The following is a 23,330-nucleotide window of genomic DNA, read 5'->3' on the forward strand; positions in this document are numbered from 1 at the left end:
AAAAATCACTTATGTTTTCTTTTAAAGAATATAGTCAGGAAATAGTAGCTACAGGAATTCTTATTATTGCATTAGTTGCTTTAAGGATGATTGTTGCCAAGTTAATTCGTCGTTATGCCAGTTCTAGTCAGTTGTTAGAGCACCGGACTAACTTAGTCATTAAATACATTCATCTGTTGATGAATATATTAGTTATTATCAGTCTGATTGTAATTTGGGGAGTTGACACCAAAGATATCTTTATCACTGTTTCTTCCATTGCAACCGTAATTGGTGTGGCGATGTTTGCACAATGGTCTATTCTGAGTAATATTACTTCGGGAATGATTCTGTTTTTTTCATTTCCCTTTAGAATCGGCGATACTATAAAGATTCATGATAAGGATTTTCCAATTGAGGCCGAGATTGAAGATATTAGTGCTTTTCATGTCAATTTAAGAACTAAAGAAGGCGAAAAAATTATTTTTCCCAATAATTTATTACTGCAGAAAGGAATCTCAATTATGCCGGTCCGCTACGAAGACAAAGAGTTTTTTGATTAACTTTTGAATGGGAATTTTATAAATTAAAGAAGAAAAGCTAAAACACTATTATTTAAATAAAATATAATATTTGTTTAACAAACTCTCTGATTTATATCTAAATTCCAAAAAATGAACCAACCACTACAATTGCCTTTTTATGCAAAACTTTGTTTAATATTAATTAGTTTAATCTCTTTTGCCTTTATTTTTTATATCGGGAAAGATATTATTACGCCTGTACTAATGGCATTTTTATTTGCTGTTTTATTGCTTCCGGTCTTTACGTTTTTAAACACAAAACTTAAGTTCCCCAGATATCTTGCATCCATACTTTGTGTTATTCTTTTTGCTTCCTTTATTATTGGTATTTTACTTTTTATTTCCTACGAAGTCACCGATATGGCCAATGATTTTGCAACCATTAAAAAGAACGCAAATGCTTTCATTGTTGATATTCATAAATTTATCAAAGACAATTTCAACGTTAGTACTGGTGAACAGAAAAAGTATATTGATAATGTAACCCGGGATTCTGTTAAAAATGGAAATGCAACACTGGGCTCTGCCATAATATCAATAAGCGATCTTCTTTTAGACTGCACGATTATACCAATATATACTTTTCTATTTTTATTGTATAAAGACCATTTTATTCTTTTCCTGGTGAAATTAATCAGTAAAGAAAATCATGCCGCACTAAAAAACATTTTGTCTCAGATAAAGCTTTCAATCAATAATTATATTATAAGTTTAATTTTAGAAATGATTATTGTATCGGTTTTAACAAGTTTAGGACTTTGGATAATTGGTGTGAAATATTTTATACTTCTTGGACTTATAACAGGAATATTAAATCTGATACCCTATATCGGTATTGCAGCCGCAGGAATCATTACCATTTTGGCTTCGCTGACCGGTTCCGCAGAAACCTCAATGATACTTGGAATTTTAATTGTAAACCTTATAGTCCAATTGATTGACAATAATGTACTTGTTCCCTTAATTATAAATTCTAAGGTAGAAATCAATGCCTTTGTATCTATCATTGGAATCATAATTGGCGGGGCGGCAGCCGGAATATCGGGCATGTTTCTGGCCATACCGCTTCTGGCCATCTTAAAAATTATTTTTGACAGAATTGAATCACTTGAACCCTGGGGCTATTTGATGGGAAATCATATGCCTAAAAGGTTTATCTGGAGAATTAGAAAAGTAAAATCTGAAAATTAAATACTAACAGAATGTAGATATCAGCAATATTTATCTTACATTCATATTAATCTTTTGTAAAAGTCAAAATACAGCTGAATGTATCGAAAACTAAAAATAGTAATTTCTGTTTTACTTTGCTTTTGTCTGCAAAGCATATGCGCACAAGTAGAAAAACCCAGGAAAGAAACCTCAAGAGACAGCGCAGCGGTTTATAAAAAAATTCAGAATTATTCTAAAAAACGCAAGTTCACCAAAACGTTACATAAATGGCTTTTCAGAACAGAGAAACCCCGCAAAAGAGAGGCTGAGATCATAGACAAAGACACTACCAATTACGACGGAAAAATTATCCGCAAAATAAATGTAATTACCTTAGACCCATTTGGACATTCAGTTGTAGATTCAACGGCTATGCCAAGAAACTGGGGAGAAAGAACGGGGAATAAACTGCATTTAAAAACAAAAAAAATAGCCATTTACAACTTATTGCTTATTAAAAGAAACACTCCTTATGACGCCTATAAAATACTTGAAAGTGAGCGTATTATCAGGTCTCAGAAATATGTAACAGCTGTAAAGATTTCAAGAAAGCTGGTGAGTAAAGAATCTGATTCAATTGATGTTACCATACGCGTTTTAGACTCGTGGAGCACCATTCCAAGATTGTCTTTTTCAAGCAATAAAATTTCGGTAGGGATGAAAGAAAAGGATTTTTTCGGGTCAGGCCAGCAATTAGATTATCGTTTTACCAATCGTTTTGAAGATGGTGCAAATGCCAATGATGTTACTTATACAGTTCCGAATATTGTCAATACTTTTATAAGCACGACATTAAAATACAATATGGATCTCGACAATAATTACAGTAAAAGTGTTGCTGTCGAAAGGGCATTTTATTCTCCTCTAACCAAATGGGCAGGTGGAATAATATTGGGGCAAAGCTTCAGAAGAGACAGCTTACAGGCTCCGGACTTACAATATTCTTTCCAGCCTTTCAAATATGATTTTCAGGATTTTTGGGCAGGAAAAGCAGCAAAAGTTTTTGAAGATGAGCCTAACGGAATTACAAACTTAATTGTATCCGGACGCTTTCTGAATATTGACTATAAAGAAAGCCCTTCCAGGTATTTTGACGCGACAGATTACTATTCGGATGAAAAACTAATTTTAAGCGGTGTGGGAATTAATACCCGAAAATTTATAAAGGATAATTATATTTTTAGAAATGGTCAGACCGAAGATGTGCCGATAGGAAGGATTTACGGAATAACATTGGGCTACCAGTATAAAAATACATTCTGGCGGCCTTACGTTGGCGCTCAGTTTTCTTTTGGTAATTATTACAGATTGGGATTTCTGAGTATGAATTTTGAAGCAGGGACATACTTCCGTCAATCTAAAACTTATCAGACCACTTTATTGTTTGAATCTAATTATTTTACAAAACTATATAGTATCGGAAACTGGAAATTAAGACAATTTATTAATCCCAAAGTTGTTCTGGGTATAAATCGCGTTGATATTATTGGCGATCAGCTGAATATTAATGATCGTGAAGGACTGGCTGGTTTTAACACTGCTTTGTACGGAACCAGCAAGGTCCTTTTGTCGCTACAGACACAAACCTATGCGCCTCATGCGCTGTGGGGATTTCGTATGAATCCGTTTTTTAATTATACCGCAGCACTGCTCGGAAGCAAAAATGATCCTATGTTTAGAAGTAAACCCTATCATAAAATCACCTTAGGTTTAGTGATCAGTAATGATTATCTTGTTTTTAGTTCTTTTCAATTGTCATTGTCTTACTATCCTACTATTCCGCTGCAAGGCGATAATATTACCAAAACCAATACTTTTGAAACTACAGATTATGGTTTACAAAATTTTGAACTGGCAAAACCAAGAGTTGTAGAGTATAAATAAGTTTCAGGTCATAATCCTCCTTTATATTTTGATTAAAAAGTGATTTTTCTAAAAAAAAATCAACTTTTTACAACCTGTTAATAATCAATTATTTTCCGTTTTTTTTCAGGATATTTAATCGATAAAGCACCTTATTAATCGGTTAAAATACATTTAGTTTTTATTTTTGGCACAGTATATGGATATCGGTAAATACGATTATAATTAACATAAAAACTAAAAAAATGAAAACAATTAAAATAGCAATTGCGGGACTATTTCTTTTGATTGCAAACGCCACAAATGCACAAGTATCTGTAAATGTAAACATTGGAACACCTCCCGCCTGGGGTCCGTCAGGTTATTCCGAAATGGAGTATTATTATTTACCCGACATTGAAGCGTATTATGATGTCAGAGCTTCGCAATTTATTTATTTTGGAGGAGGAAGATGGATCAGAACTGCGCGTTTACCAAGACAATATCGCAATTATGATCTATATGGCGGTTACAAAGTTGTTTTAACAGATTACCACGGCAGAACTCCTTACACCTATTTCGACAGACACAAAGTAAGATATTACAAAGGGTATCATGGTGCTCCTCAAAGGCCTTACCGACCAAGACCCGTTTATGTTTACAATGATCGTCATGAAGATCATAGAGATAACAGACATCATGATAGACATGATAGACACGAAAGACATGACAGACATGATGATCATCACAGGGATCATGACCATGACGGACCGGGAAGAAGATAATTATTTTCTAAATAAAAAAGAGAGTATCATTACAATGATACTCTCTTTTTTATTGTTTTAATACTATAAATTTTAAGCATTAACATTTCATTTACATAATCTTCAAAAATATAATTAGTATTTTTGAAGCTCTTTCAAAACACCTAATTACGCTATGCGAAAAATTCAGATACAGATACTTTTTATTTTTTTAGCTGGAACTTTCATTTCTTTTGCACAACAACCACAAAAACCTAATTCTGTAGAAATTTACAATCAGATCAAAAAACTGAACTTTTTGGGTTCGGTATTGTATCTTGCTGCACATCCCGATGATGAAAATACCCGTCTGATTTCGTATCTGGCAAATGAGGTAAACGCCAGAACAGGATATTTGTCCTTAACACGTGGCGATGGAGGTCAGAATTTGATTGGTCCGCAATTGCGTGAATTATTAGGTGTTATAAGAACCCAGGAATTAATTGAAGCCCGAAAAATAGATGGCGGAGAACAATTTTTCTCCAGAGCCAACGACTTTGGTTATTCTAAAAATCCGGATGAAACTTTAAAAATATGGGACAAAGACAAAGTACTGTCAGATGTGGTCTGGACCATACGAAAATTTCAGCCCGATGTCATTATCAACCGATTTGATCATAGGTCTCCGGGTACAACACATGGGCACCATACCTCCTCTGCCATGTTAAGTGTAGAAAGTTTTAATTTAACAAATGACCCGAAAGTATACCCGGAACAGTTAAAATATGTGAAGCCGTGGCAGGTAAAACGTCAGTTTTTCAATACTTCATGGTGGTTTTACGGAAGTCAGGAAATATTTGATGCCGCCAGTAAATCCAATTTCACCAAATTAGAAACAGGTGTCTATTATACCGGAATCGGAAAATCCAATCAGGAAATTGCAGCACTGAGCCGCAGCCGTCACCAATCTCAGGGATTTGGAAGTACCGGTGCCCGTGGAAATGAAACGGAATATCTGGAACTTATCAACGGGGATACCCCAAAAGACCGCAATCAGTTATTTGATGGAATTGATACCACCTGGAACCGTGTTAAAAACGGAAAACCAGTTGGAGAATTAATTTCCAGAATTATAACAAAATATGATTTCAATAATCCATCAGCAAGTATTCCCGAATTAGTAAAAGCCTATACCATGATCCAATCTCTGGAAGACGATCACTGGAAAAACCTGAAATCTGCCGCAATTAAAAATATTATAGCCTCCTGCTCCGGATTATATCTCGAAGCGGTTGCCAGCGAACAGGAAGCAACACCCGGAAGTACAGTTAAACTAAGCCTTGAAGCCATTAACAGATCTCCTGTTGAAATGGAATTAACAAGCGTGACTACACTTCCGGACCATAAAAATACAGTGCAAAACACTATTTTAAAAAATAATAATGACCTGAAAACCACTCTTCAGCTTGAGCTTCCCGCTACAATTGAATACACACAGCCGTATTGGCTAAAAGAAAAAGCCAGTGTTGGAATGTATACCGTATCGAATCAGGAGATTATTGGAACACCGGATATTATAAGAGAAGCAAAAGTTATTTTTAATGTAAAAATCAATGGTGTTGAAATTCCGTTTGAACGAATCGTCGCTTACAAATACAACGATGGCGTTAAAGGCGAAATGTATAATTTTCTTGATATTGTTCCCGAAGCTACCACTTCAATCTTAGAAAAAGTTTTGATATTTAAAGATACCAAAAGTAAAATGGTTCCTGTAAAAGTCCGCGCCGGAAAAGATGACATCAAAGGGAACCTACAATTAGAATTGCCGAATGACTGGCTGGTTTCTCCAAAACAAATTCCGTTTGCTTTGGAAAAAAAGGGAATGGAACAAACCTTTTATTTTGAGGTGACTGCACCTGTTCAACCGGAAGATGCCGTTGCAAAAAGCATTGTGACCATTGATAATAAACATTTTGACAAAGACGTAACAATTATAGATTACAGTCACATTACCAAGCAAATGGTCTTAAAATCTGCAGAATCGAAATGCCTCCGAATTGATCTGAAGACCTCAGGAAATACAATCGGATATATTATGGGTGCAGGTGATGAAGTTCCTGAAAGTCTTGCCCAGATGGGATATAAAGTAACTATTTTGAAACCGGAAGAAATCACACCTGAAAAACTGGATTCGTTTAATGCTGTCATTACAGGAGTTCGTGCTTACAACACAGTTAATGCTTTAGCCAACAAGCAAAAAATACTTTTTGATTTTGTAAAAAGCGGTAAAAATATGATTGTTCAGTACAATACTTACGGCAAAACCGTAACCGATCAGATTGCACCGTATCCCTTAAAAATATCAAATGATCGTGTAACGGAAGAAAATGCGAAAATTACGTTCCTGGCACCAAATCATCCTGTTTTAAATATTCCGAATAAGATCAGCACTAAAGATTTTGAGGGCTGGACACAGGAACAAGGCTTGTACTATCCTGACCAGTATGACGCCGCCTTCACTCCTATTCTATCCTCACATGACAAAGGGGAATCTCCAAAAAATGGTGCCCTCTTAGTAGCGCCTTATGGAAAAGGATATTACATTTACACCGGTCTTAGTTTTTTCAGGGAATTGCCTGAAGGGGTTGCCGGTGCTTACCGACTGCTTTCGAATATCATTTCACTAAAACAGCCTATAGAAGCTCCAAAACAGGAATTAAAGAAATAACTATTCAAAGATGGAAGATAAAAAAACAAAAAAATGGAAAAAAAGCTACACTTACGTTTTGGTAGCAAACGCTGTTTATATTCTGATTTTTTTCCTAATCATGCAATTATACTCATAACCTATGCAACTATTTGACTGGATCGTACTTATTGTTACACTTTTGTTTATTGTCGGGTACGGCTCCTGGAAAACCAAGGGAAGTAAAAATGTCGAGGATTTCATTTTAGGAAATAATGAAACCCCCTGGTATACTGTTGGGCTCTCGGTAATGGCTACTCAGGCAAGTGCCATTACGTTCCTGTCGACTCCGGGACAGGCCTATCATGACGGAATGGGTTTTGTGCAGTTTTACTTTGGATTGCCAATTGCCATGATAGTGATTTGTCTTACTTTTATTCCGCTGTATCATAAAAGCAAGGTTTTTACAGCCTATGAATTTTTAGAGAAACGTTTTGATATCAAAACCCGATCGTTAGCGGCAATACTCTTTTTAGTACAGCGAGGTCTGGGAACCGGGCTTACCATTTATGCTCCGGCGATTATCTTGTCGGCACTTCTAGGCTGGAATCTGACCTTTATGAACATCATAATTGGGTTACTGGTGATCATCTATACTTTTTCAGGTGGAACAAAAGCCGTAAACGTAACTCAAAAACAGCAGATGTTTGTGATTATGACCGGAATGTTTATCACCTTTTTCCTGATCCTTCATTACCTGCCAAACGATATGACTTTTACCAGTGCCCTGCATATTGCCGGAGCAAATGATAAAATGAATATCGTAGATTTTTCTTTTAATCCGGAAGAAAAGTATACCTTCTGGAGTGGAATTACCGGTGGTTTTTTCCTGGCACTTGCCTATTTTGGAACCGATCAGTCTCAGGTAGGACGCTATTTATCGGGAAAATCAGTTCGGGAAAGTCAGATGGGACTGATCATGAACGGCTTGCTAAAAGTACCCATGCAGTTTTTTATTCTGCTTACAGGAGTGATGGTTTTTGTTTTCTTTCAATTCAATCCGGTACCGTTAAACTTTAATCCAAACAATAAAATTGTTATTGAGAAATCTGCTTTTAAAGAAGAGTATCATGCTTTAGAAAAAAAACTGATTACGCTTTCTGAAGATAAAAAAGTAATCAATTTATTGTATATTGATCAGTTGAACCAGGATTATGACAATCCGATTTTGAGAAAAGAACTGGTGGCATTATCCAATAAAGAAAAAGACCTGCGGGACCGTGCTAAGGAAATTATCACCAAAGCCGACAGCAACAGTGAGACCAACGATAAAGATTATGTATTTTTTCACTTCATCTTACATTATTTACCAAAAGGACTCATCGGATTATTGCTGGCTGTGATTCTTTCTGCTGCCATGTCATCGACAGCATCAGGGTTGAATGCTTTGGCTTCTACCACAGCTATTGATATTTATAAACGGAATCTGAAAACCGAAAAATCGGAGAAGCATTACTTAAACGCTACCAAGTTTTTTACACTGTTCTGGGGAATTATTGCCATCCTTTTCGCCTGCGTAGGTACCTTGTTTGAAAACCTGATTCAGTTGGTCAATATAATTGGTTCTATCTTTTACGGAACCGTTTTGGGAATCTTCTTAGTTGGTTTTTACCTGCGTCGCGTTCAGGCAAAAGCAATGTTCTACAGTGCTATTATCAGTCAGATCACCATTTTTGTAATCTATTATTTCATGATTTACATCTATCCTAGCGGACAGGAAAAACTGGGTTACTTATGGCTTAATTTCATCGGTGCTATTTTGACTATTGTCTTGTCCTTACTAATGCAGCTTTTGGTCTTTAAGAGAAATGAACTTGAAATGAATGAATTGTAGTTTAGGGGGTTCTATATAAAGCACATATATTCTGCTGATTTAATTGATTTTTTTATATTCGAAAAATATAAATATTAATTCAGAATTATCCTTTCATGAAAATTATATCCCGAGAGTTAATCTTAATTGTTTTATTTACTTGTTGTCTTCATGTTAAGGGTCAAAGTTCTGCAGATACTATATATGAAGACAACTCAATTTCACAAAAACTATACACTAAATGTTTTGAAAATTTAAATCAGGGTTCAATTATCTTTGAGAAATATCCTCAATTTAAAAGAACAAATTTATGTTCTTTAATGTATTGTATGATGCTATTATCATTTCCTGAAAAAGATATACAATTAGCAGGAGAGGATTTATTAAGAGGAATTGCAATACAACTTTATCGTGAAGGAAATCCTGTTCGTATGATTAATGGAATGGAAAGTTATACAAAAGCGATGCGTGAAAATGAAAATATTGAAGATGACAATCATCTGGTTTATATCAGCTATGCTGATTGTTCAAGTCCTTATTTTCTCTCAAGGGCTGCTGATGTTATAAATAAAGAAACAAGCAGATTATTAAATCAAAATAAATGATTGAAATATTATTTGCTTCTGGCTGCTGTATTGTATTCTAAATTCTTATTTGTAGCTTTAATACTATTATGGCATTTCTAAAATCTAAAAAAAAAGAAGTGACTATTTGTACTTTAAATCCTGATGCTAAATTTATATATCTTTGAGAAATTAACCCTTGATAAAAGCATCATGATGAAAGATTTAAAAAAATACAGCAACAAAACCAAAGCTGCTTTCATTTTGCTTGTTGTGATGCTTATCATTATTCTTAGCAACTTCAATACGCTGCAGAACTCGAAAAATGTCAATGAAAATATCAATACCATTTACAACGATAGGCTGGTTGTGGCACATTATATTTTTCAGTATTCGAAAGAGCTTCATGCTATAAAAGCGAAAGCAGAACAGCCAGATCTGAATGATAGTATTAAAGAGAATGAAATTATCAATACCTTGAAGATTATTCATTCCATAGATCATTTATACGGTAAAACTGTTTTGACGCCAAAAGAGAAAACGTATTTTAAGGCTTTTTTAAATTCGTGTAAAACAATCGACTCACAATCTCAAAAAAATGACTGGAAGCAGGTTTCAAAATCAGGTGATGAAGCTTTAAATACTTTAGAATTGTTATCTGAGATTCAGATTACAGAAGGAAAAGCAAAATTAAAAGCCGCAAATGAAATGTACAACGGAAATAATAACCTCGGACAGCTTCAGATTGCTTTACTTATTATCCTGGGCGGTATTACATTCTACTTATTAATTATAAAAAAGAAAAAAACAATCCGGGTTCCGGAACCACCTAGTTTGAATTGAGTTATGAGTTATGAGTTATAAAAAAATCCAAATCCCAATAAATTGGAATTTGGATTTTTATATTTTGGAATTTAAGTATTTGGAATTTCAAAGATTCAAAGAATCTCTTATCTGCTCCACTCAGCAATGCTGTCTTTGTTCATTTTTACATAATCCTGATTATTAGCGGTTTCAGCAGCAGCTAAAGAAAGTTTTGCTGTTTCAACAGCTCCTTTTTTATCCCCTTGTTTTGCCTGGATTAATGATTTTAATCTTAAAATAAAGTAAGGTTTATCAGCACTCATATCCAAAGATTTATCGACATAAGTTCTGGCATCTGTAATGTTTCCGTTAGATTGGAATAAGTATTGTGATGCAGCAAAATAATCGTTTGCTGTTGGTCCTGCCAAAGTCTTTTCAATGCTTGTTACCGCTGTTTTTGCTGTCGGAACTTCAAATTTTAAAGCTACATGTGAGTTTTCCCATGCGATTTCAAGAAAAGCAAAATTGGGATCTAAACCATTAATTCCAATAGTAAAAGTTTCAACGGGAGTTGGTAAAGCATTTTCTTTAACGGTAGTTTTTAAAGCTACATTGGCATCATTCCAGTTTTCAGGCAATCCCCAATTGTCTGTCGTACTGTAAAAAATTACTTCCCAGCTTTCAATTTTAGGAATGGTATAAATTGCATATTTTCCTTTTTTTAATGTTTTACCATCAATCACTACATCATCACTAAAACTGATGATCGTGTTTTCGTTTGCACCGGTTCTCCACAATTTTCCAAAAGGAACTAAGTTTCCGAATACGGCTCTTCCGCGCGCACCCGGTCTTGAATACGTAACTTCAACATCCGTTAAGCCAACGGTTTGTTTGATATATGCTTTTGGACTCGCTTGTGGTGTTTTCACCTGTGCTTCCGAGACAAAAGGCGCCAGAATAATGGCTAAAGCAATAATTAGTTTTTTCATTTAGTCTTAAGTTTATTTGTTTTGTTCAAATTTACAAATTCAATTAGCGAACAAATGTTAAATTTTATATAATTCAGGAACCCAACTGTGATATTTTTTCAGCATTTAATTCCTTAAAATCATTGATAATTAAATCCGCAGTGGACAGATCCTGCAATTTAGAATGATGGCTGTTGTAACCAATGCACAAGAGGTTTGCGGCTTTGGCTGCTTTAACCCCATTCGTACTATCTTCAATTACGATACAATTTTCCTTTGGAGCGACTGATAACGAAGCAGCATGCAAAAAAATAGCCGGATTGGGTTTTGACTGCGGAAAATCTTCACCACTTACAATATCTGTAAAATAGGAATGCAGCTTAAATCGCGTAAAAACACGTTCGATTGTTACTTTTGATGCTGAAGAAGCCAGAATTAACTGAATTCCGCTCGCATACAAATCTTTAATCAGATCTTCTACACCTTCAAGAAGGTACAAATCCTCTTTCGTATCGAAAGCATCATTAAAAATATTTCTTTTTCTTTGAATCAGATCCTCTACTTCCTGCTCTATGGTTGGAAAAAATCCTTTTAGAGCCTGAAAGGTATTACGCGTGGAAAACCCCGTAAACGAAGTGTACATTTCTTCCGACACATCAATATCCAATTCAGCGAATTGTTTGTAATAGGAATAACGGTGAACGGGTTCTGTGTCTACAATAACACCATCCATATCAAAAATTACTGTTTTTATCATTCTTTTTTAAGGTGCAAAGGTTCTGAGGTTTATTTTTGTTTTTTTGTTTCAGGTTTTATGGCTTGCGGTAGCTTTTTCAACTTTTTAAACTTGAAAACTGAGACTGAGACTTACTCCTTCTTAAGCAAATGTCTAATTACCGTTTCGGCAGCATGAAGACCGAATAATCCGGGCATGTAACTGTTGGTTCCGTAGAATGATTTTTTGAAATTTTTACCATCTGTCAGTTTTAAGCTTTTGGTATCCTGGATTTCAGAAGAGAAAACTACTTTCAACTTGTTGATTTTAGCTTCTCTAAGACGCTTACGGATTGTTTTGGAAAAGTAGCAGTTTATCGTTTTCGAAATATCCGCCACTTTCACTTTAGACGCCAGCATCTTCCCGCCTGCACCCATACTGCTTATGATTTTTACCCTTTTGCGTTTTGCTGCAAAAATAAGATTCAGTTTAGGCGTAATACTGTCAATGCAGTCCAAAACATAATCAAACTCCGGCGAAACGATTTCAAAGGCCCGCTCCGGAGACAAAAATTCCTGAACACGCGTCAGTTTTAGTTCCGGATTTATATCCATTAAACGATCTCCCACAATCTTGATTTTGGCTTCCCCAACTGTAGAATGTAAAGCCGGTAACTGCCTGTTTATATTGGTAATGTCCACTACGTCACCGTCCACAATGGTCATACTTCCTACTCCGGCTCTGGCCAGAAACTCAGCTGCAAATGATCCGACACCACCTAAACCAACCACCAAAACATTGGAGTCTTGCAGGTTTTTTAATCCTTCTTTGGTAAATAAAAGCTCGGCTCTTTCTGTCCACTCTGCCATATCTCTCTATTTTTGTTTAATTTTTATGTTTTTATTTTTCAGGTTTCAGTTTTTTTTTAGCTGAATACCTTGTTTTATTTATGGAATGTTCTTTTATAATTACTTGAAATTATACCTTGTAATTCATTGTGATTTATAGATTTGTACTTTGATGCTAATTCATAAACCTCTTGTATTGTTTCTTCAACGGTATCTGTTTCGAGAAAAAAACGGTCATTCGGGATTTGCTGGAAAACAGTTTTTAATTCCGGGTTTCGCAGTAAATATTTTCCAAAAGAAAGGTAAAAGCCTTCTTTTATAAGCTGCTCTGCAAGCTGACTGTTTTTCGAAAATCCGTGTACAATCATCGGAACCGTTATTTTCATTCTTTTCTTAATTGCAATTAGTTCCTGAAAAGCTGCTACGCAATGAATCACAACCGGCTTCTTATATTTTTCGGCAAGAATCAATTGTTTTTCGAAAACTGAAGTTTGCAGCTCCAGTGGGATTTCAATTCGTTTATCTAACCCGCATTCACCTATCGCCAGGCAATTTTGAGTTTGTAATTTTTCTTCTGTAATTTTCAAATCGGCATCAATTCTGTCTTGTGAAATATACCAGGGATGAATTCCAATGGAGTAAAACGGAATTGAAGCATCAAATTCCCAGGGATATTGATTCACCAGTTCCAAAATATCAGATTGGTTCGTGAAATGATGGGTATGAAAATTAAAAAAATCCATTAATGAAAAGCTTTAACTCCCGCTTTGATTTCAATTTTTAAGTCATTTTCCAACGGAACCAACGGACAGGAATATTTATGATTATAAGCACAATACGGATTATACGCCTGATTAAAATCAACTGCGATGGTATCCCCTTTCGGAACTTTCAAATCAATATATCTTCCTCCAATGTAGCTTTCTTTACCGGAAGTCAAATCAGAAAAAGGTAAAAACAAATGATCTTTATATTCTTTTGTTTTAGAAAGATCAATACTTCTGTAGACATTCAGTTGCAATGCAACACCATCTATCTTAAAATATAAAGTTCCGTATTTAATGTATTTTGGTGTTCTTGTTCCCGTGGTTTTCATTTCAAAAACCTTTTCGTTTTTCGCTTTTACTAATTTTGCATTTGCGAAATATTTACTGTTAACCGGATAAAAATCTAAAGTTTTAAATGACTTCAAATCTTCTGCCATCAGCGGACTCGTCTTAGCGTCAGCATATTCGGCATTAATAGTCTTTTGAAATTTTTCGGCATCACTTTTATCAAATTTCTTTTGGCTAAAGCCTAAATTAAAAGCCAGCAGTAAAACAAATGCAATAATTTTTTTCATCTTGGAAATTTTATGCAAAAATAGTTTAAAAGTAACAAAGCAACAACCGATCTGCGTTACAAAGTTTTCTAACTTTGTTGCAAATAACCTTTTTATAATGCTCAAGACCGCTTTTACCCACTACATCAATAATTTCAAAGGCTTTTCAAGAGAAATCTGGATACTTACACTTGTCACTTTTATTAATCGTGCCGGTACTATGGTGCTTCCTTTTTTGTCCAAATACTTAAAAGAAGACCTTCATTTTACCTATAATCAGGTGGGGTGGATTATGGTTTCCTTTGGTTTAGGATCGATGCTGGGTTCCTGGCTGGGTGGAAAACTATCAGACAAAATCGGGTTTTATAAGATTATGATTTTTAGTTTATTTACCAGTGGGGTTTCACTTTTCTTTGTACAATACATCACTACTTTTTGGGCATTATGCGCCGCCATGTTTCTGTTAATGGTAATTGCCGATATGTTCAGACCGGCCATGTTTGTTTCTTTGGGAGCTTACGCCAAACCGGAAAACAGAACACGTGCTTTGACTTTAGTACGTTTGGCAGTAAATCTTGGCTTTGCTGCCGGACCTGCTTTAGGAGGTCTGATTATTATGGGAATTGGATATCAGGGATTATTTTGGGTAGATGGATCTTCCTGTATTATCTCCATTCTAATCTTTGCACTATTAGTAAAAGAAAAGAAAAAAGTAACCCATGAGGATAAAGTTGAAAGCGCTAAATCGGTAAAATCGGTTTTTCATGATACTATATTCTGGGTTTTCTTATTCGTAAGTTTTGTAACCGCCATGATTTTCTTTCAGCTTTTTACCACTTTACCTTTATATCACAATGAGAAATTTGGCTTAAGTGAATTTCAGACAGGATTATTAATGACGCTAAACGGTCTTTTGATTTTTGCGTTAGAAATGCCAACCGTTGGTTTTATGGAACGGAAAGCTTTTCCTAAAATAAAGATTATTATCCTCGGCTCGTTTATTATGTCTCTCAGTTTCTTTTTATTACTGATAAATATCTGGGCCGGAATATTAGTAATCGCCATGATTTGTATTTCTATTGGCGAAATTCTAACCTTTCCGTTCTCTAATGCTTTTGCATTAAGCCGTGCACCACGAGGTCAGGAAGGGCAATATATGGCACTTTATACCATGAGTTTTAGTCTCGCACATATTGTAAGTTCTAAGGTTGGTTTCGAAATTATTTCCAGAATGGGGTATCAGATCAACTGGCTTTTTATGGGCTGCATTGGAGTTGCGGCTACTTTTTGCTGCTTTTGGATCAGGAAAGCTTTGCTGGACGAAAAAATTTCTTAAATTTTATTACTGACTTAAGATGTTTATTTTCAATTTATTAACCGTAAATTGAAGAGCAATTCGTATGCTTTAAACTGAAAATTTAGTTAAATAACTACTTTTATAGTTGTGTAACTAGAAAAATAGTTGTAGGTTTGAATTAAAATTAGAAAACATGCAAAAGCTAACGAACAAAGAAGAGGAAATCATGCACATTTTATGGAGGCTTAAAAAAGCATTCGTAAAAGAAGTTCAGGCAGAAATAACTGAAGATCAGCCTCATTATAATACACTTTCGACTATTGTACGCAATCTGGAGGAAAAAGGCTATGTAAGCCATAATGCCTTTGGAAACACACATCAGTATTATCCTATTGTGACTATCGAGGATTACCGAAAAGGGTTTATGAGTACGGCTATTGATAATTATTTTAATAGCTCTTACAAAAGTATGGTTTCGTTTTTTGCCAAAGAAGAAAAAATATCTGCAGCAGAATTACGCGAAATTCTGGCTATGATCGAAAATCCAAAAGAAGAAAAATAACCGTTTATGGAAGCACTTTTCATTTTTATCGCAAAATCAAGTGGACTACTGGCTTTGTTTTACTTTGCTTACTATTTATTACTGCGCAAAGAAACTTTTTTTAACAGTAACAGATGGTTTTTATTAGCCGGCCTGATTACAGCTGTGGTATTGCCTTTTTTAGTGTATACTAAAGTAGTATGGATCGATCCTGTTCCGGTTTCCAATATGGCCTACTCTCCTGCTTTTACCCCGCATGCTACACAGGAAGAGTCTTTTGAAATCGACTGGAATCTGGTTTCTCTTGCCATTTACACACTTGGTTTTACAGCATTTCTGGTCAAATTCGGAATAGACTTTTACAGCCTGAATTCGGTTTTAAAAGGCAAAAAAATACACCAGCAAGCTGATTTTAAGTTTATCGATACCAATGAAAATATCGCTCCTTTTTCTTATTTTGATTATATCGTGTACAACTCATCACTGTACAGCGCCTCAGAGTTAGAGAGTATTATTGAGCATGAAAAAGTACATAGCGATCAGAATCATACTATTGATGTTTTGATTTCACGAATCTTTTGTGTGCTGTTTTGGTTCAATCCCATTATCTGGCTTTATAAAAAGGCTATTCTTCAAAATCTTGAATTTATTGCCGATAGCGAAGCCACCAAAAAAATATCCGACAAAAAAGCGTACCAGTACACGCTTTTAAAAATAACAGCACATGAAAGCTGTGTTGCAATCACCAATCATTTTTATCAATCATTAATCAAAAAACGAATTGTCATGTTAAACAAAAATCAATCAAAAAAGAGGAATTATTTAAAGTATTATGCCATAATTCCGGCACTTCTAGCTTTTGTTTTATTATTTCAGGTTAAAACAATTGCACAGGAGAAAGTTACAGAATCCATTACCAACATTGATCCTAAAGGGATAGAGTCTATGGATGTATTCAATATTTCCAAAACGACTACGGATGCGGAAATTGAGGAAAGACTAAATATTTTAAAAGAAAAGCATCAGATTACAGCTATTATTTCCGGATTGAAAAGAGATTCTAATAACCAGATCACTTCCATTCAGATTGAATTGAAGAATAAAAAAGGAACTGTTAAAGTAAAAAGATCCGAATCGACTAACGGAATTGAAAAAATCGGAATCATTGTTATTAAAGAGAAAAACGGTAAAATCAGTTTTAATTTTTCGGATGACGAACAAATAAGAAACAATGATAAGGCTGACGCCCAGGATTCGGAAGCTGAGATTAACGAAGTTGAAAATATTGAAGCTCCTGATGCTCCCAATGCCCCTGATGTTCCCGGTACTTCTGGTACTCCTGCGCCGCCAACACCACCTACACCTCCTGCTTTTCCAGGTGGTCCTATGCCACAGGTTCCCGCATCAGCGATGGCCAATATGCCAAAACCACCAACACATCCCGGAAATGTGAACGATAAGGCAGCCATGAAAAAATTCGAAAAAGAAATGGCTGAATTCGAGAAAAAAATGGAAGCATTTGAACCGGACATGACTGCTTACGAAAAAGAAGTTGAAGAAGTGATGTCAAAACGTGAAGCTATTTTTGAAAAAGAAATGGAGAAATATGACATTGCCATGGAGAAATTCAATGCTGATATGGAAAAATTTAACCAGCAAAACAATCAAAATGTTAATTTCAATAAGAGACAGTATCAAATAGATATGAAGCAGCATGCCATAGACATGAAGCAATATGAAAAAGATATGAAACAACATGCGAAAGATATGAAGCAGCAGGAGAAAGACATGAAACAACATCAAAAAGATATGATTCAGCACGAAAAAGATATGGCCAGACAACAGAAAGAAATGGCAAAAAAATAAACGCTTAGCAGCTTATAAACAACACTAAAATGAAGACAGCACTCTTTATAACATCGTTTTTGTTCGTTTTTAAAATTGTCGCATCCTTATAAAATCTATATTTCTAATATACAAAAAGACTTTGCTGTTTAGCAAAGTCTTTTTTATATCTTTGAAAAAAATAAACCTTTCATGTTTAAAATTTTAGCTAAAATAAATAAAGTCCTTTTACCCAGTTTTACCAAACAGGGTTTAGATATTACTAAAGCAAAAAAATGGCAAATGGCGCTTATTGGGTATCGCTATTATGTAACGAAACGTGCTTTAGATTAATTTTTTGTAATATTACTTCTAATTTATAACCATATTATACATTCTTAGTATAATATGTATCCTTTTTACCCCTTTCAAAGTCTTTTCTGTTCCGTAATTTGTAGTTTTGCCTTTCAGTCTAAAATTACAATGAAAAACAAAGAATTTAACCTCCCTCCCGTTCCGGCAGTCCTTTTGGCTATCATAAGTGTGCAATGTGGTGCTGCAATTGCAAAAACCATATTTCCGGCACTTGGCGCGGCAGGAACGGCATCTATACGAATTGGTGTCTCTGCATTAATTTTATTATTAGCTTACCGTCCTAATTTATGGAAAGTCACAGCACAGCAATGGAAAATCGTTATTCCGTATGGCTTGACTTTAGGTGCAATGAATTTAATTTTTTATATGTCTATCGAAAGAATTCCAATTGGACTGGCCGTTACTTTAGAATTCATTGGACCGCTTTTGGTCGCCATATTCGGATCAAGACGTTTGGTCGATTATTGCTGGGTATTGCTTGCAGCAGCAGGAATTATCTTAATAGCGCCCTGGACCAATACCAGAATAGATGCTTTGGGAGTGTTGTTTGCACTCTTGGCTGGAGCTCTTTGGGCCACTTACATTGTTCTGGGTGGGAAAGTTTCCAAAATTATGAACAGCGGTGAAGCCGTTTCTATCGGAATGCTTTTCGCTTCCATTTTAATTCTGCCTTTCGGTTTTTATGAAAACGGATTGGTGAATCTTACTCCAAAACTTATGGGATTGGGAATAGCGTTGGCTCTGCTTTCAAGTGCAATTCCGTTTACACTCGAGATGAAAGCTTTAGGCCAGCTTCCTCCGCGAACTTTTAGTATTCTGATGAGTTTAGAGCCTGCAGCAGCAGCTATCTGCGCCTTTATTTTTTTACAGGAACAACTGAATTTTTATGAAATCTTAGCGGTTGTCTGTGTCGTTATTGCGTCAGCAGGATCAACTTTAACGGCTAAAAGATAAAATATATAATCAAATTATGATATAAAAAAACCTGTAAATGCTATTTACAGGTTTTTTTATGTGCTTTATGCCTTTGCTTAACTTTTAGGCAACAATACAGTATCAACTACATGAATCACACCATTTGACTGGTTCACATCTGCAATTGTCACTTTAGATTTATTACCGCTTTCGTCGCTGATGTATAAATCTTTTCCATCCATCCAGGCTGTTAGAGTCCCACCACTTACTGTTTTAAGAGTAGCTTTTCCTTTACCCATTTTTATTGCTTTTGCAATATCAGAAGAATTCATTTTTCCTGCTACAACATGATAGGTAAGAATAGTTTGCAATGTTTTGATGTTTTCCGGTTTCAATAAGGTCTCAACAGTTCCAGCTGGCAACTTGTCAAACGCTGCATTTGTTGGGGCAAAAACGGTGAATGGTCCTTTACTTTGTAATGTTTCTACTAATCCTGCAGCTTTTACGGCAGCGACCAAAGTGGTATGATCTTTTGAGTTAACAGCATTTTCAACAATGTTTTTTGTTGGGTACATTGCTGCTCCACCAACCATTACTGTTTTTTGAGCAAAAGATGTAAATCCAAATCCTAATGCTAATACTGCTACGGCTAAAAATTTTCTAGTTTTCATAATTAATATTTTAAGTTATAAGCTCATTTACGCTGTATTATTTGTTTTGGTTTTAGAAAAAAAATAAAAAAGTAGAAAAAATTACGAATTATCCTAAAAATACACTGTAAAACAAGGCTTTACTGGTTGGAATTATTTTTAAATATTTTTAGAATACGCCCCTTTATTATATCTCTTTTTTCGATAACTTAGTCAGAAATTGATTCATTATGGAAAACCTGCCCCGAAAAGTTAGAAGTAAAAAGTTAAATACCAGAGTTGACTTAACCGCTATGGTTAGCGTCTCTTTTTTGTTGATCATCTTTTTTATGGTGACAATTGAATTGTCAAAACCAAAAGGTATAGATTTAAGTTTGCCTGACAATGGTTGGACTTGTGGTCGTTGGGGCCGTGGTTGTGGTGAAGACCGAACAATAACAATACTACTGGGTGAAAATAATAAATTAGTTTCTTATATGGGAATTCTAGCAAGCCCGATACTCCCTGCTAGAGAAATAGAATATGGTAAAAATGGAATTCGTAAAGAGCTTTTAATGATAAATAAAAACGAATATGAATATTCACGTTATAAAGGACGATCCGGAAGAGGCGCGATTGTGATCATAAAACCAAGTAAAAAATGCAACTTTAAAAATTTAGTTGACATTCTTGATGAAATGGCAATTACAAAAATTGATACCTATGCAATTGTTAATGATTTTACTCCCGAGGAATCTAAACTACTGGCAGCCAGATAAATCCTTTCTAAAAGCTGAAACAAAAATATGTAAACAAAAAAAATCCCACATTGCTGTGGGATTTTTTTGTTTAAGATCAAGATCTATTTCTTGATAAATTTCATACTTGAACTTCCTAAGTCAGACTTTACTTTTAGAAAATAATTCCCAGTTCTAAGCTTCGAAACATCAACACTTAAGACGGATTGTGCATTGGGAACAGCGATAACAATTTGCCCCAGAATATCGTAAATTTCGAGCGATTGTATTTCTATAGATTTTGCAGTATGAATATTTAAAATATCAGTTACAGGAACCGGATACAATGTCAGATAGTTCGAAAATTCAAAATCCTGGGTGCCCAGCGTTTTAAAAGTCGAAACAGCCTTATTCGTTAAAATTGGAAAATTGTAATCAAAATAAATATTAGCCTCATTGGTAAACGAATTTCCAACAACAAGTGTAGGCTTTGTTTTGATTTTAAAAGCCACATAACCATCATTACTGACATTATCGAAAGGCAGATTAATATTTTCGAAAATAAATTCAACTTTATTTCCTTCAGAAATTTTGGTTACAAAGGAATGACTTGAACTTGTTGGAATTAAAGTCGAAATATCAAACTTGTTCAAATCAATCATATCTTTCACCACAACATTTTGTGCGGGATAACTTCCTGTGTTTTCAAAACGAATCATATAATGCACGTACTCACCTATTAAACCTGGTGTAATGACAGCGCCTTCTAAACAGGTTTTGTCATTTGGGTCATAAGAACCCACCACGGTTTGATTCAAAACAAAGGTATTATCTAATGGCGTTTCTTCAACTGTCTCAGAAGTAATAGTGGTAATGAATTTTAAGATATCACCATTATTTACTGCAGGCCTATCTGTTGGTTTATTCAATTTCAAAATAATAGCAATCTCTCTGCTTTCAAATGGTTTCAAATTAGAGAAATTCCACGATAGGTTATTCATAGTTTGTGTTGAAGCTAAAGGATTAGCAACAACCAAATCCAAAACATTATCATCAAAATTTAGATTTACCGAGCCAGATTGTATTTGATTTCCTTTGTTTTTATAAATCAATTTATACTTTGCATCAAAACCTGGTCTCGCTCTGGTAATAGGCAAAAGCGAAACCGCTAAATCCTGATGAACACCATTAGCTGTAACACAAAAATTTTGAACAAACGGACTCGCCTGAGCTGGAAAACTAACCGCAAGATTAGTAGGAGAAACGGTATAATAATCTGGATTTTCAAAGACTGGAGTAATTGTGTGAGTTCCCTCTTTAACAGGGATCGAATAACTTCCGGAAAAATTAGAAATAATAGTACCAGTTTTCACTCCGTCATTAATTGTAAACTTTAAATTAGGAACAACTATATCCTGATCGTCACAACCATTCATATTACTGTCTAATTTATGATTGCCCTGAATAACGTAGTATGTTCCTCCCGGAGTGAACGAACAATAACTACTTATTGCAAGATTGGTATAACCAGCTCTGTTAATGGAGTTTTGCAAATATGTAACTTCATCATCATCAGCACAAATAAATTTAATTTTTGGACAGTTATACAAATTGCCTGAATTTACGTAACCATTTTTTGTGTTAAAAAATGTAAGTTCTTTATTATCAGAAACGTCAAAAGTAGCTTTACCTCTTACATTCGATAATTCAATACTTTGTAATGATGTATTAGTGCAATCAAAAGTTTCCAAATATCCTGATAGATTTAAAGAAGTAAGAGGATTATTACTGCAATAAAATTTACTTGCTGGAACAGTTATAGTAATAGAATCTATTAAATTCAATGAACAATTAAAAGAATCTCCTCCTTCATAAGCTGGCAAAAAATTTAAATTGGTCAATTTATTATTTGCACAATTAAAAGAAGTCAGGTATTTTATTGAACCCAAATTAATGCTTGTTAATAAATTAGTACCTAGATTAAGGCTATTTAATTTATTATCTTTTTTATTTAAATTGGATAGATCTATAGTGGTGAGTTTATTTTTGTACAGAATTAAATCTATTACTCCTGGTAATTTATTTAAAGTTACGGAAGTCAACAAATTATCATAAGAATTCATTGTGATAAGATTTGGTAAATCTGACAGAATTAAATTTGTTAATTGATTCTGACTACAATTTAATTCCATTAATTTAGATCCCGATTGCAAAATTAAATTTTTTAAAGAATTGTTTTGACATTCGATATGCCACAACTTATAAAAATTTGTCAAATTTAAACCTATTATAGAATTATTATTACAGACTAACACTTCTAAAATATTTAAATTTTCATTATCGAAATCAATATTTAAAAGAGAATTATGATCACATTCAAGTGACACCAAATTTTTAGCATTGGTAAGATTCAAATTGGTCAGCTTATTATTTGAACAATCCAAAAAATTAAGCTTAGGGGAATTAAGGATATTAAGATTTGTAATTAAATTATTTTTACAATCAACAGTGTCTAAATTATTTAAAGCTGATAAATCAAGAATTGAAATTGAATTGCCATAACAGTGCAACAATGTCAAATTTTTAAATTCATTTATTCCTGTTAAGTCAGTTATTGAACAGTTATTGGCCATTAATTGATAAACATTCAAGGCTTCATTAATTTCTATCTCTCCATTGTTATTTTTATCAATGTAAATCGCGTCTCCATTTACATCTTTACATAAAATTTTATTGCTAATTAATGCAGCTTTAAATGTTGGATCTGGAATATTCACATTCTGCGCGCTCAAACCATTAAAAAAATAAAAAGCAAAAAACAAAAAGTAGATTTTCTTCATAGTGTTCAAATTTTCAAACAAAAGTAACTTTTTA

General features: G+C 34.4%; 21 protein-coding genes. 14 read left to right on the forward strand and 7 right to left on the reverse strand.

Annotated elements, in window-relative coordinates:
• Nucleotides 1-11 precede the first annotated feature (11 nt).
• The 8 genes from GJU43_RS17975 (at nucleotide 12) to GJU43_RS18010 (ending at nucleotide 10,325) form a co-directional block, all read left to right on the forward strand.
• A complete protein-coding gene (locus GJU43_RS17975; RefSeq protein WP_154342554.1) occupies nucleotides 12-542 on the forward strand; it encodes a mechanosensitive ion channel domain-containing protein in 531 nt (176 codons plus the stop codon).
• 111 nt (nucleotides 543-653) lie between these two features.
• Nucleotides 654-1,754: an AI-2E family transporter gene (locus GJU43_RS17980; protein ID WP_154342556.1), complete on the forward strand. Its 1,101-nt coding sequence runs from the start codon at nucleotides 654-656 to the stop codon at nucleotides 1,752-1,754.
• A 78-nt stretch (nucleotides 1,755-1,832) separates the two neighbouring features.
• Nucleotides 1,833-3,659, forward strand: a complete 1,827-nt coding sequence (locus GJU43_RS17985; RefSeq protein WP_154342557.1) for a hypothetical protein — start codon at nucleotides 1,833-1,835, stop codon at nucleotides 3,657-3,659.
• A gap of 224 nt (nucleotides 3,660-3,883) precedes the next feature.
• Nucleotides 3,884-4,402, forward strand: a complete 519-nt coding sequence (locus GJU43_RS17990) for a hypothetical protein (protein ID WP_154342559.1) — start codon at nucleotides 3,884-3,886, stop codon at nucleotides 4,400-4,402.
• A 154-nt stretch (nucleotides 4,403-4,556) separates the two neighbouring features.
• The gene (locus GJU43_RS17995) at nucleotides 4,557-7,088 is read left to right on the forward strand and encodes a PIG-L family deacetylase (RefSeq protein WP_154342561.1); all 2,532 of its coding nucleotides are present in this window, start codon (nucleotides 4,557-4,559) and stop codon (nucleotides 7,086-7,088) included.
• 121 nt (nucleotides 7,089-7,209) lie between these two features.
• Entirely contained in the window at nucleotides 7,210-8,940 is a 1,731-nt protein-coding gene (locus tag GJU43_RS18000; protein WP_154342563.1) for a sodium:solute symporter, read from the forward strand.
• A 95-nt stretch (nucleotides 8,941-9,035) separates the two neighbouring features.
• Entirely contained in the window at nucleotides 9,036-9,524 is a 489-nt protein-coding gene (locus GJU43_RS18005) for a hypothetical protein (protein ID WP_154342565.1), read from the forward strand.
• A 123-nt stretch (nucleotides 9,525-9,647) separates the two neighbouring features.
• On the forward strand, nucleotides 9,648-10,325 hold the full coding sequence (locus GJU43_RS18010; RefSeq protein WP_229655078.1) for an MCP four helix bundle domain-containing protein: 678 nt from the start codon (nucleotides 9,648-9,650) through the stop codon (nucleotides 10,323-10,325).
• Nucleotides 10,326-10,432: 107 nt separating this feature from the next.
• Here GJU43_RS18010 and GJU43_RS18015 read toward each other — a convergent pair whose 3' ends face one another.
• The 5 genes from GJU43_RS18015 to GJU43_RS18035 form a co-directional block, all read right to left on the reverse strand.
• Entirely contained in the window at nucleotides 10,433-11,275 is an 843-nt protein-coding gene (locus GJU43_RS18015) for a DUF2911 domain-containing protein (RefSeq protein ID WP_154342567.1), read from the reverse strand.
• 73 nt (nucleotides 11,276-11,348) lie between these two features.
• On the reverse strand, nucleotides 11,349-12,011 hold the full coding sequence (locus GJU43_RS18020; RefSeq protein WP_154342569.1) for an HAD family phosphatase: 663 nt from the start codon (nucleotides 12,009-12,011) through the stop codon (nucleotides 11,349-11,351).
• A gap of 110 nt (nucleotides 12,012-12,121) precedes the next feature.
• Complete coding sequence (locus GJU43_RS18025) at nucleotides 12,122-12,838, reverse strand: ThiF family adenylyltransferase (protein ID WP_154342571.1); 717 nt, start codon at nucleotides 12,836-12,838, stop codon at nucleotides 12,122-12,124.
• Between the two features lie 74 nt (nucleotides 12,839-12,912).
• Nucleotides 12,913-13,560, reverse strand: a complete 648-nt coding sequence (locus tag GJU43_RS18030) for a TatD family hydrolase (protein ID WP_154342573.1) — start codon at nucleotides 13,558-13,560, stop codon at nucleotides 12,913-12,915.
• Nucleotides 13,560-14,159 (reverse strand): DUF1684 domain-containing protein, encoded by a 600-nt coding sequence (locus GJU43_RS18035; RefSeq protein WP_154342575.1) that lies wholly within the window; start codon nucleotides 14,157-14,159, stop codon nucleotides 13,560-13,562. Before GJU43_RS18035 ends, GJU43_RS18030 begins: the two co-directional genes overlap by 1 nt.
• A gap of 97 nt (nucleotides 14,160-14,256) precedes the next feature.
• Between GJU43_RS18035 and GJU43_RS18040 the strand changes: the two genes are divergently transcribed.
• The 5 genes from GJU43_RS18040 to GJU43_RS18060 all read left to right on the forward strand — a co-directional run bounded on the left by GJU43_RS18040 (nucleotide 14,257) and on the right by GJU43_RS18060 (nucleotide 19,129).
• Entirely contained in the window at nucleotides 14,257-15,474 is a 1,218-nt protein-coding gene (locus GJU43_RS18040) for an MFS transporter (protein WP_154342577.1), read from the forward strand.
• Between the two features lie 154 nt (nucleotides 15,475-15,628).
• Nucleotides 15,629-15,997: a BlaI/MecI/CopY family transcriptional regulator gene (locus GJU43_RS18045; RefSeq protein ID WP_154342579.1), complete on the forward strand. Its 369-nt coding sequence runs from the start codon at nucleotides 15,629-15,631 to the stop codon at nucleotides 15,995-15,997.
• 6 nt (nucleotides 15,998-16,003) lie between these two features.
• The gene (locus GJU43_RS18050) at nucleotides 16,004-17,842 is read left to right on the forward strand and encodes a M56 family metallopeptidase (RefSeq protein ID WP_154342581.1); all 1,839 of its coding nucleotides are present in this window, start codon (nucleotides 16,004-16,006) and stop codon (nucleotides 17,840-17,842) included.
• A 171-nt stretch (nucleotides 17,843-18,013) separates the two neighbouring features.
• Nucleotides 18,014-18,154: an SsrA-binding protein gene (locus GJU43_RS18055; protein WP_154342583.1), complete on the forward strand. Its 141-nt coding sequence runs from the start codon at nucleotides 18,014-18,016 to the stop codon at nucleotides 18,152-18,154.
• A gap of 129 nt (nucleotides 18,155-18,283) precedes the next feature.
• On the forward strand, nucleotides 18,284-19,129 hold the full coding sequence (locus GJU43_RS18060; RefSeq protein WP_154342585.1) for a DMT family transporter: 846 nt from the start codon (nucleotides 18,284-18,286) through the stop codon (nucleotides 19,127-19,129).
• 77 nt (nucleotides 19,130-19,206) lie between these two features.
• Here the strand turns inward: GJU43_RS18060 and GJU43_RS18065 are convergent, their stop codons facing one another.
• Nucleotides 19,207-19,761: a fasciclin domain-containing protein gene (locus tag GJU43_RS18065; RefSeq protein WP_154342586.1), complete on the reverse strand. Its 555-nt coding sequence runs from the start codon at nucleotides 19,759-19,761 to the stop codon at nucleotides 19,207-19,209.
• Between the two features lie 209 nt (nucleotides 19,762-19,970).
• Here GJU43_RS18065 and GJU43_RS18070 point away from each other — a divergent pair, with 209 nt between their 5' ends.
• Nucleotides 19,971-20,498 carry a biopolymer transporter ExbD gene (locus tag GJU43_RS18070; protein WP_154342588.1) on the forward strand — a complete coding sequence of 176 codons (528 nt, stop codon included), beginning with the start codon at nucleotides 19,971-19,973 and terminating at the stop codon, nucleotides 20,496-20,498.
• Between the two features lie 83 nt (nucleotides 20,499-20,581).
• Here GJU43_RS18070 and GJU43_RS18075 read toward each other — a convergent pair whose 3' ends face one another.
• Nucleotides 20,582-23,296 (reverse strand): T9SS type A sorting domain-containing protein, encoded by a 2,715-nt coding sequence (locus tag GJU43_RS18075; RefSeq protein WP_154342590.1) that lies wholly within the window; start codon nucleotides 23,294-23,296, stop codon nucleotides 20,582-20,584.
• Nucleotides 23,297-23,330 lie beyond the last annotated feature (34 nt).

The organism is Flavobacterium sp. LC2016-23, assembly GCF_009674775.1.
Classification (GTDB): Bacteria; Bacteroidota; Bacteroidia; order Flavobacteriales; family Flavobacteriaceae; genus Flavobacterium.

Excerpts from the sequence above, each read along its gene's own strand:
- GJU43_RS17975 (WP_154342554.1), top strand. The coding sequence starts at position 12 with ATGTTTTCTTTTAAAGAATATAGTCAGGAAATAGTAGCTACAGGAATT.
- GJU43_RS17980 (WP_154342556.1), top strand. The coding sequence starts at position 654 with ATGAACCAACCACTACAATTGCCTTTTTATGCAAAACTTTGTTTAATA.
- GJU43_RS17985 (WP_154342557.1), top strand. The coding sequence starts at position 1,833 with ATGTATCGAAAACTAAAAATAGTAATTTCTGTTTTACTTTGCTTTTGT.
- GJU43_RS17990 (WP_154342559.1), top strand. The coding sequence starts at position 3,884 with ATGAAAACAATTAAAATAGCAATTGCGGGACTATTTCTTTTGATTGCA.
- GJU43_RS17995 (WP_154342561.1), top strand. The coding sequence starts at position 4,557 with ATGCGAAAAATTCAGATACAGATACTTTTTATTTTTTTAGCTGGAACT.
- GJU43_RS18000 (WP_154342563.1), top strand. The coding sequence starts at position 7,210 with ATGCAACTATTTGACTGGATCGTACTTATTGTTACACTTTTGTTTATT.
- GJU43_RS18005 (WP_154342565.1), top strand. The coding sequence starts at position 9,036 with ATGAAAATTATATCCCGAGAGTTAATCTTAATTGTTTTATTTACTTGT.
- GJU43_RS18010 (WP_229655078.1), top strand. The coding sequence starts at position 9,648 with ATGCTAAATTTATATATCTTTGAGAAATTAACCCTTGATAAAAGCATC.
- GJU43_RS18015 (WP_154342567.1), bottom strand. The coding sequence starts at position 11,275 with ATGAAAAAACTAATTATTGCTTTAGCCATTATTCTGGCGCCTTTTGTC.
- GJU43_RS18020 (WP_154342569.1), bottom strand. The coding sequence starts at position 12,011 with ATGATAAAAACAGTAATTTTTGATATGGATGGTGTTATTGTAGACACA.
- GJU43_RS18025 (WP_154342571.1), bottom strand. The coding sequence starts at position 12,838 with ATGGCAGAGTGGACAGAAAGAGCCGAGCTTTTATTTACCAAAGAAGGA.
- GJU43_RS18030 (WP_154342573.1), bottom strand. The coding sequence starts at position 13,560 with ATGGATTTTTTTAATTTTCATACCCATCATTTCACGAACCAATCTGAT.
- GJU43_RS18035 (WP_154342575.1), bottom strand. The coding sequence starts at position 14,159 with ATGAAAAAAATTATTGCATTTGTTTTACTGCTGGCTTTTAATTTAGGC.
- GJU43_RS18040 (WP_154342577.1), top strand. The coding sequence starts at position 14,257 with ATGCTCAAGACCGCTTTTACCCACTACATCAATAATTTCAAAGGCTTT.
- GJU43_RS18045 (WP_154342579.1), top strand. The coding sequence starts at position 15,629 with ATGCAAAAGCTAACGAACAAAGAAGAGGAAATCATGCACATTTTATGG.
- GJU43_RS18050 (WP_154342581.1), top strand. The coding sequence starts at position 16,004 with ATGGAAGCACTTTTCATTTTTATCGCAAAATCAAGTGGACTACTGGCT.
- GJU43_RS18055 (WP_154342583.1), top strand. The coding sequence starts at position 18,014 with ATGTTTAAAATTTTAGCTAAAATAAATAAAGTCCTTTTACCCAGTTTT.
- GJU43_RS18060 (WP_154342585.1), top strand. The coding sequence starts at position 18,284 with ATGAAAAACAAAGAATTTAACCTCCCTCCCGTTCCGGCAGTCCTTTTG.
- GJU43_RS18065 (WP_154342586.1), bottom strand. The coding sequence starts at position 19,761 with ATGAAAACTAGAAAATTTTTAGCCGTAGCAGTATTAGCATTAGGATTT.
- GJU43_RS18070 (WP_154342588.1), top strand. The coding sequence starts at position 19,971 with ATGGAAAACCTGCCCCGAAAAGTTAGAAGTAAAAAGTTAAATACCAGA.
- GJU43_RS18075 (WP_154342590.1), bottom strand. The coding sequence starts at position 23,296 with ATGAAGAAAATCTACTTTTTGTTTTTTGCTTTTTATTTTTTTAATGGT.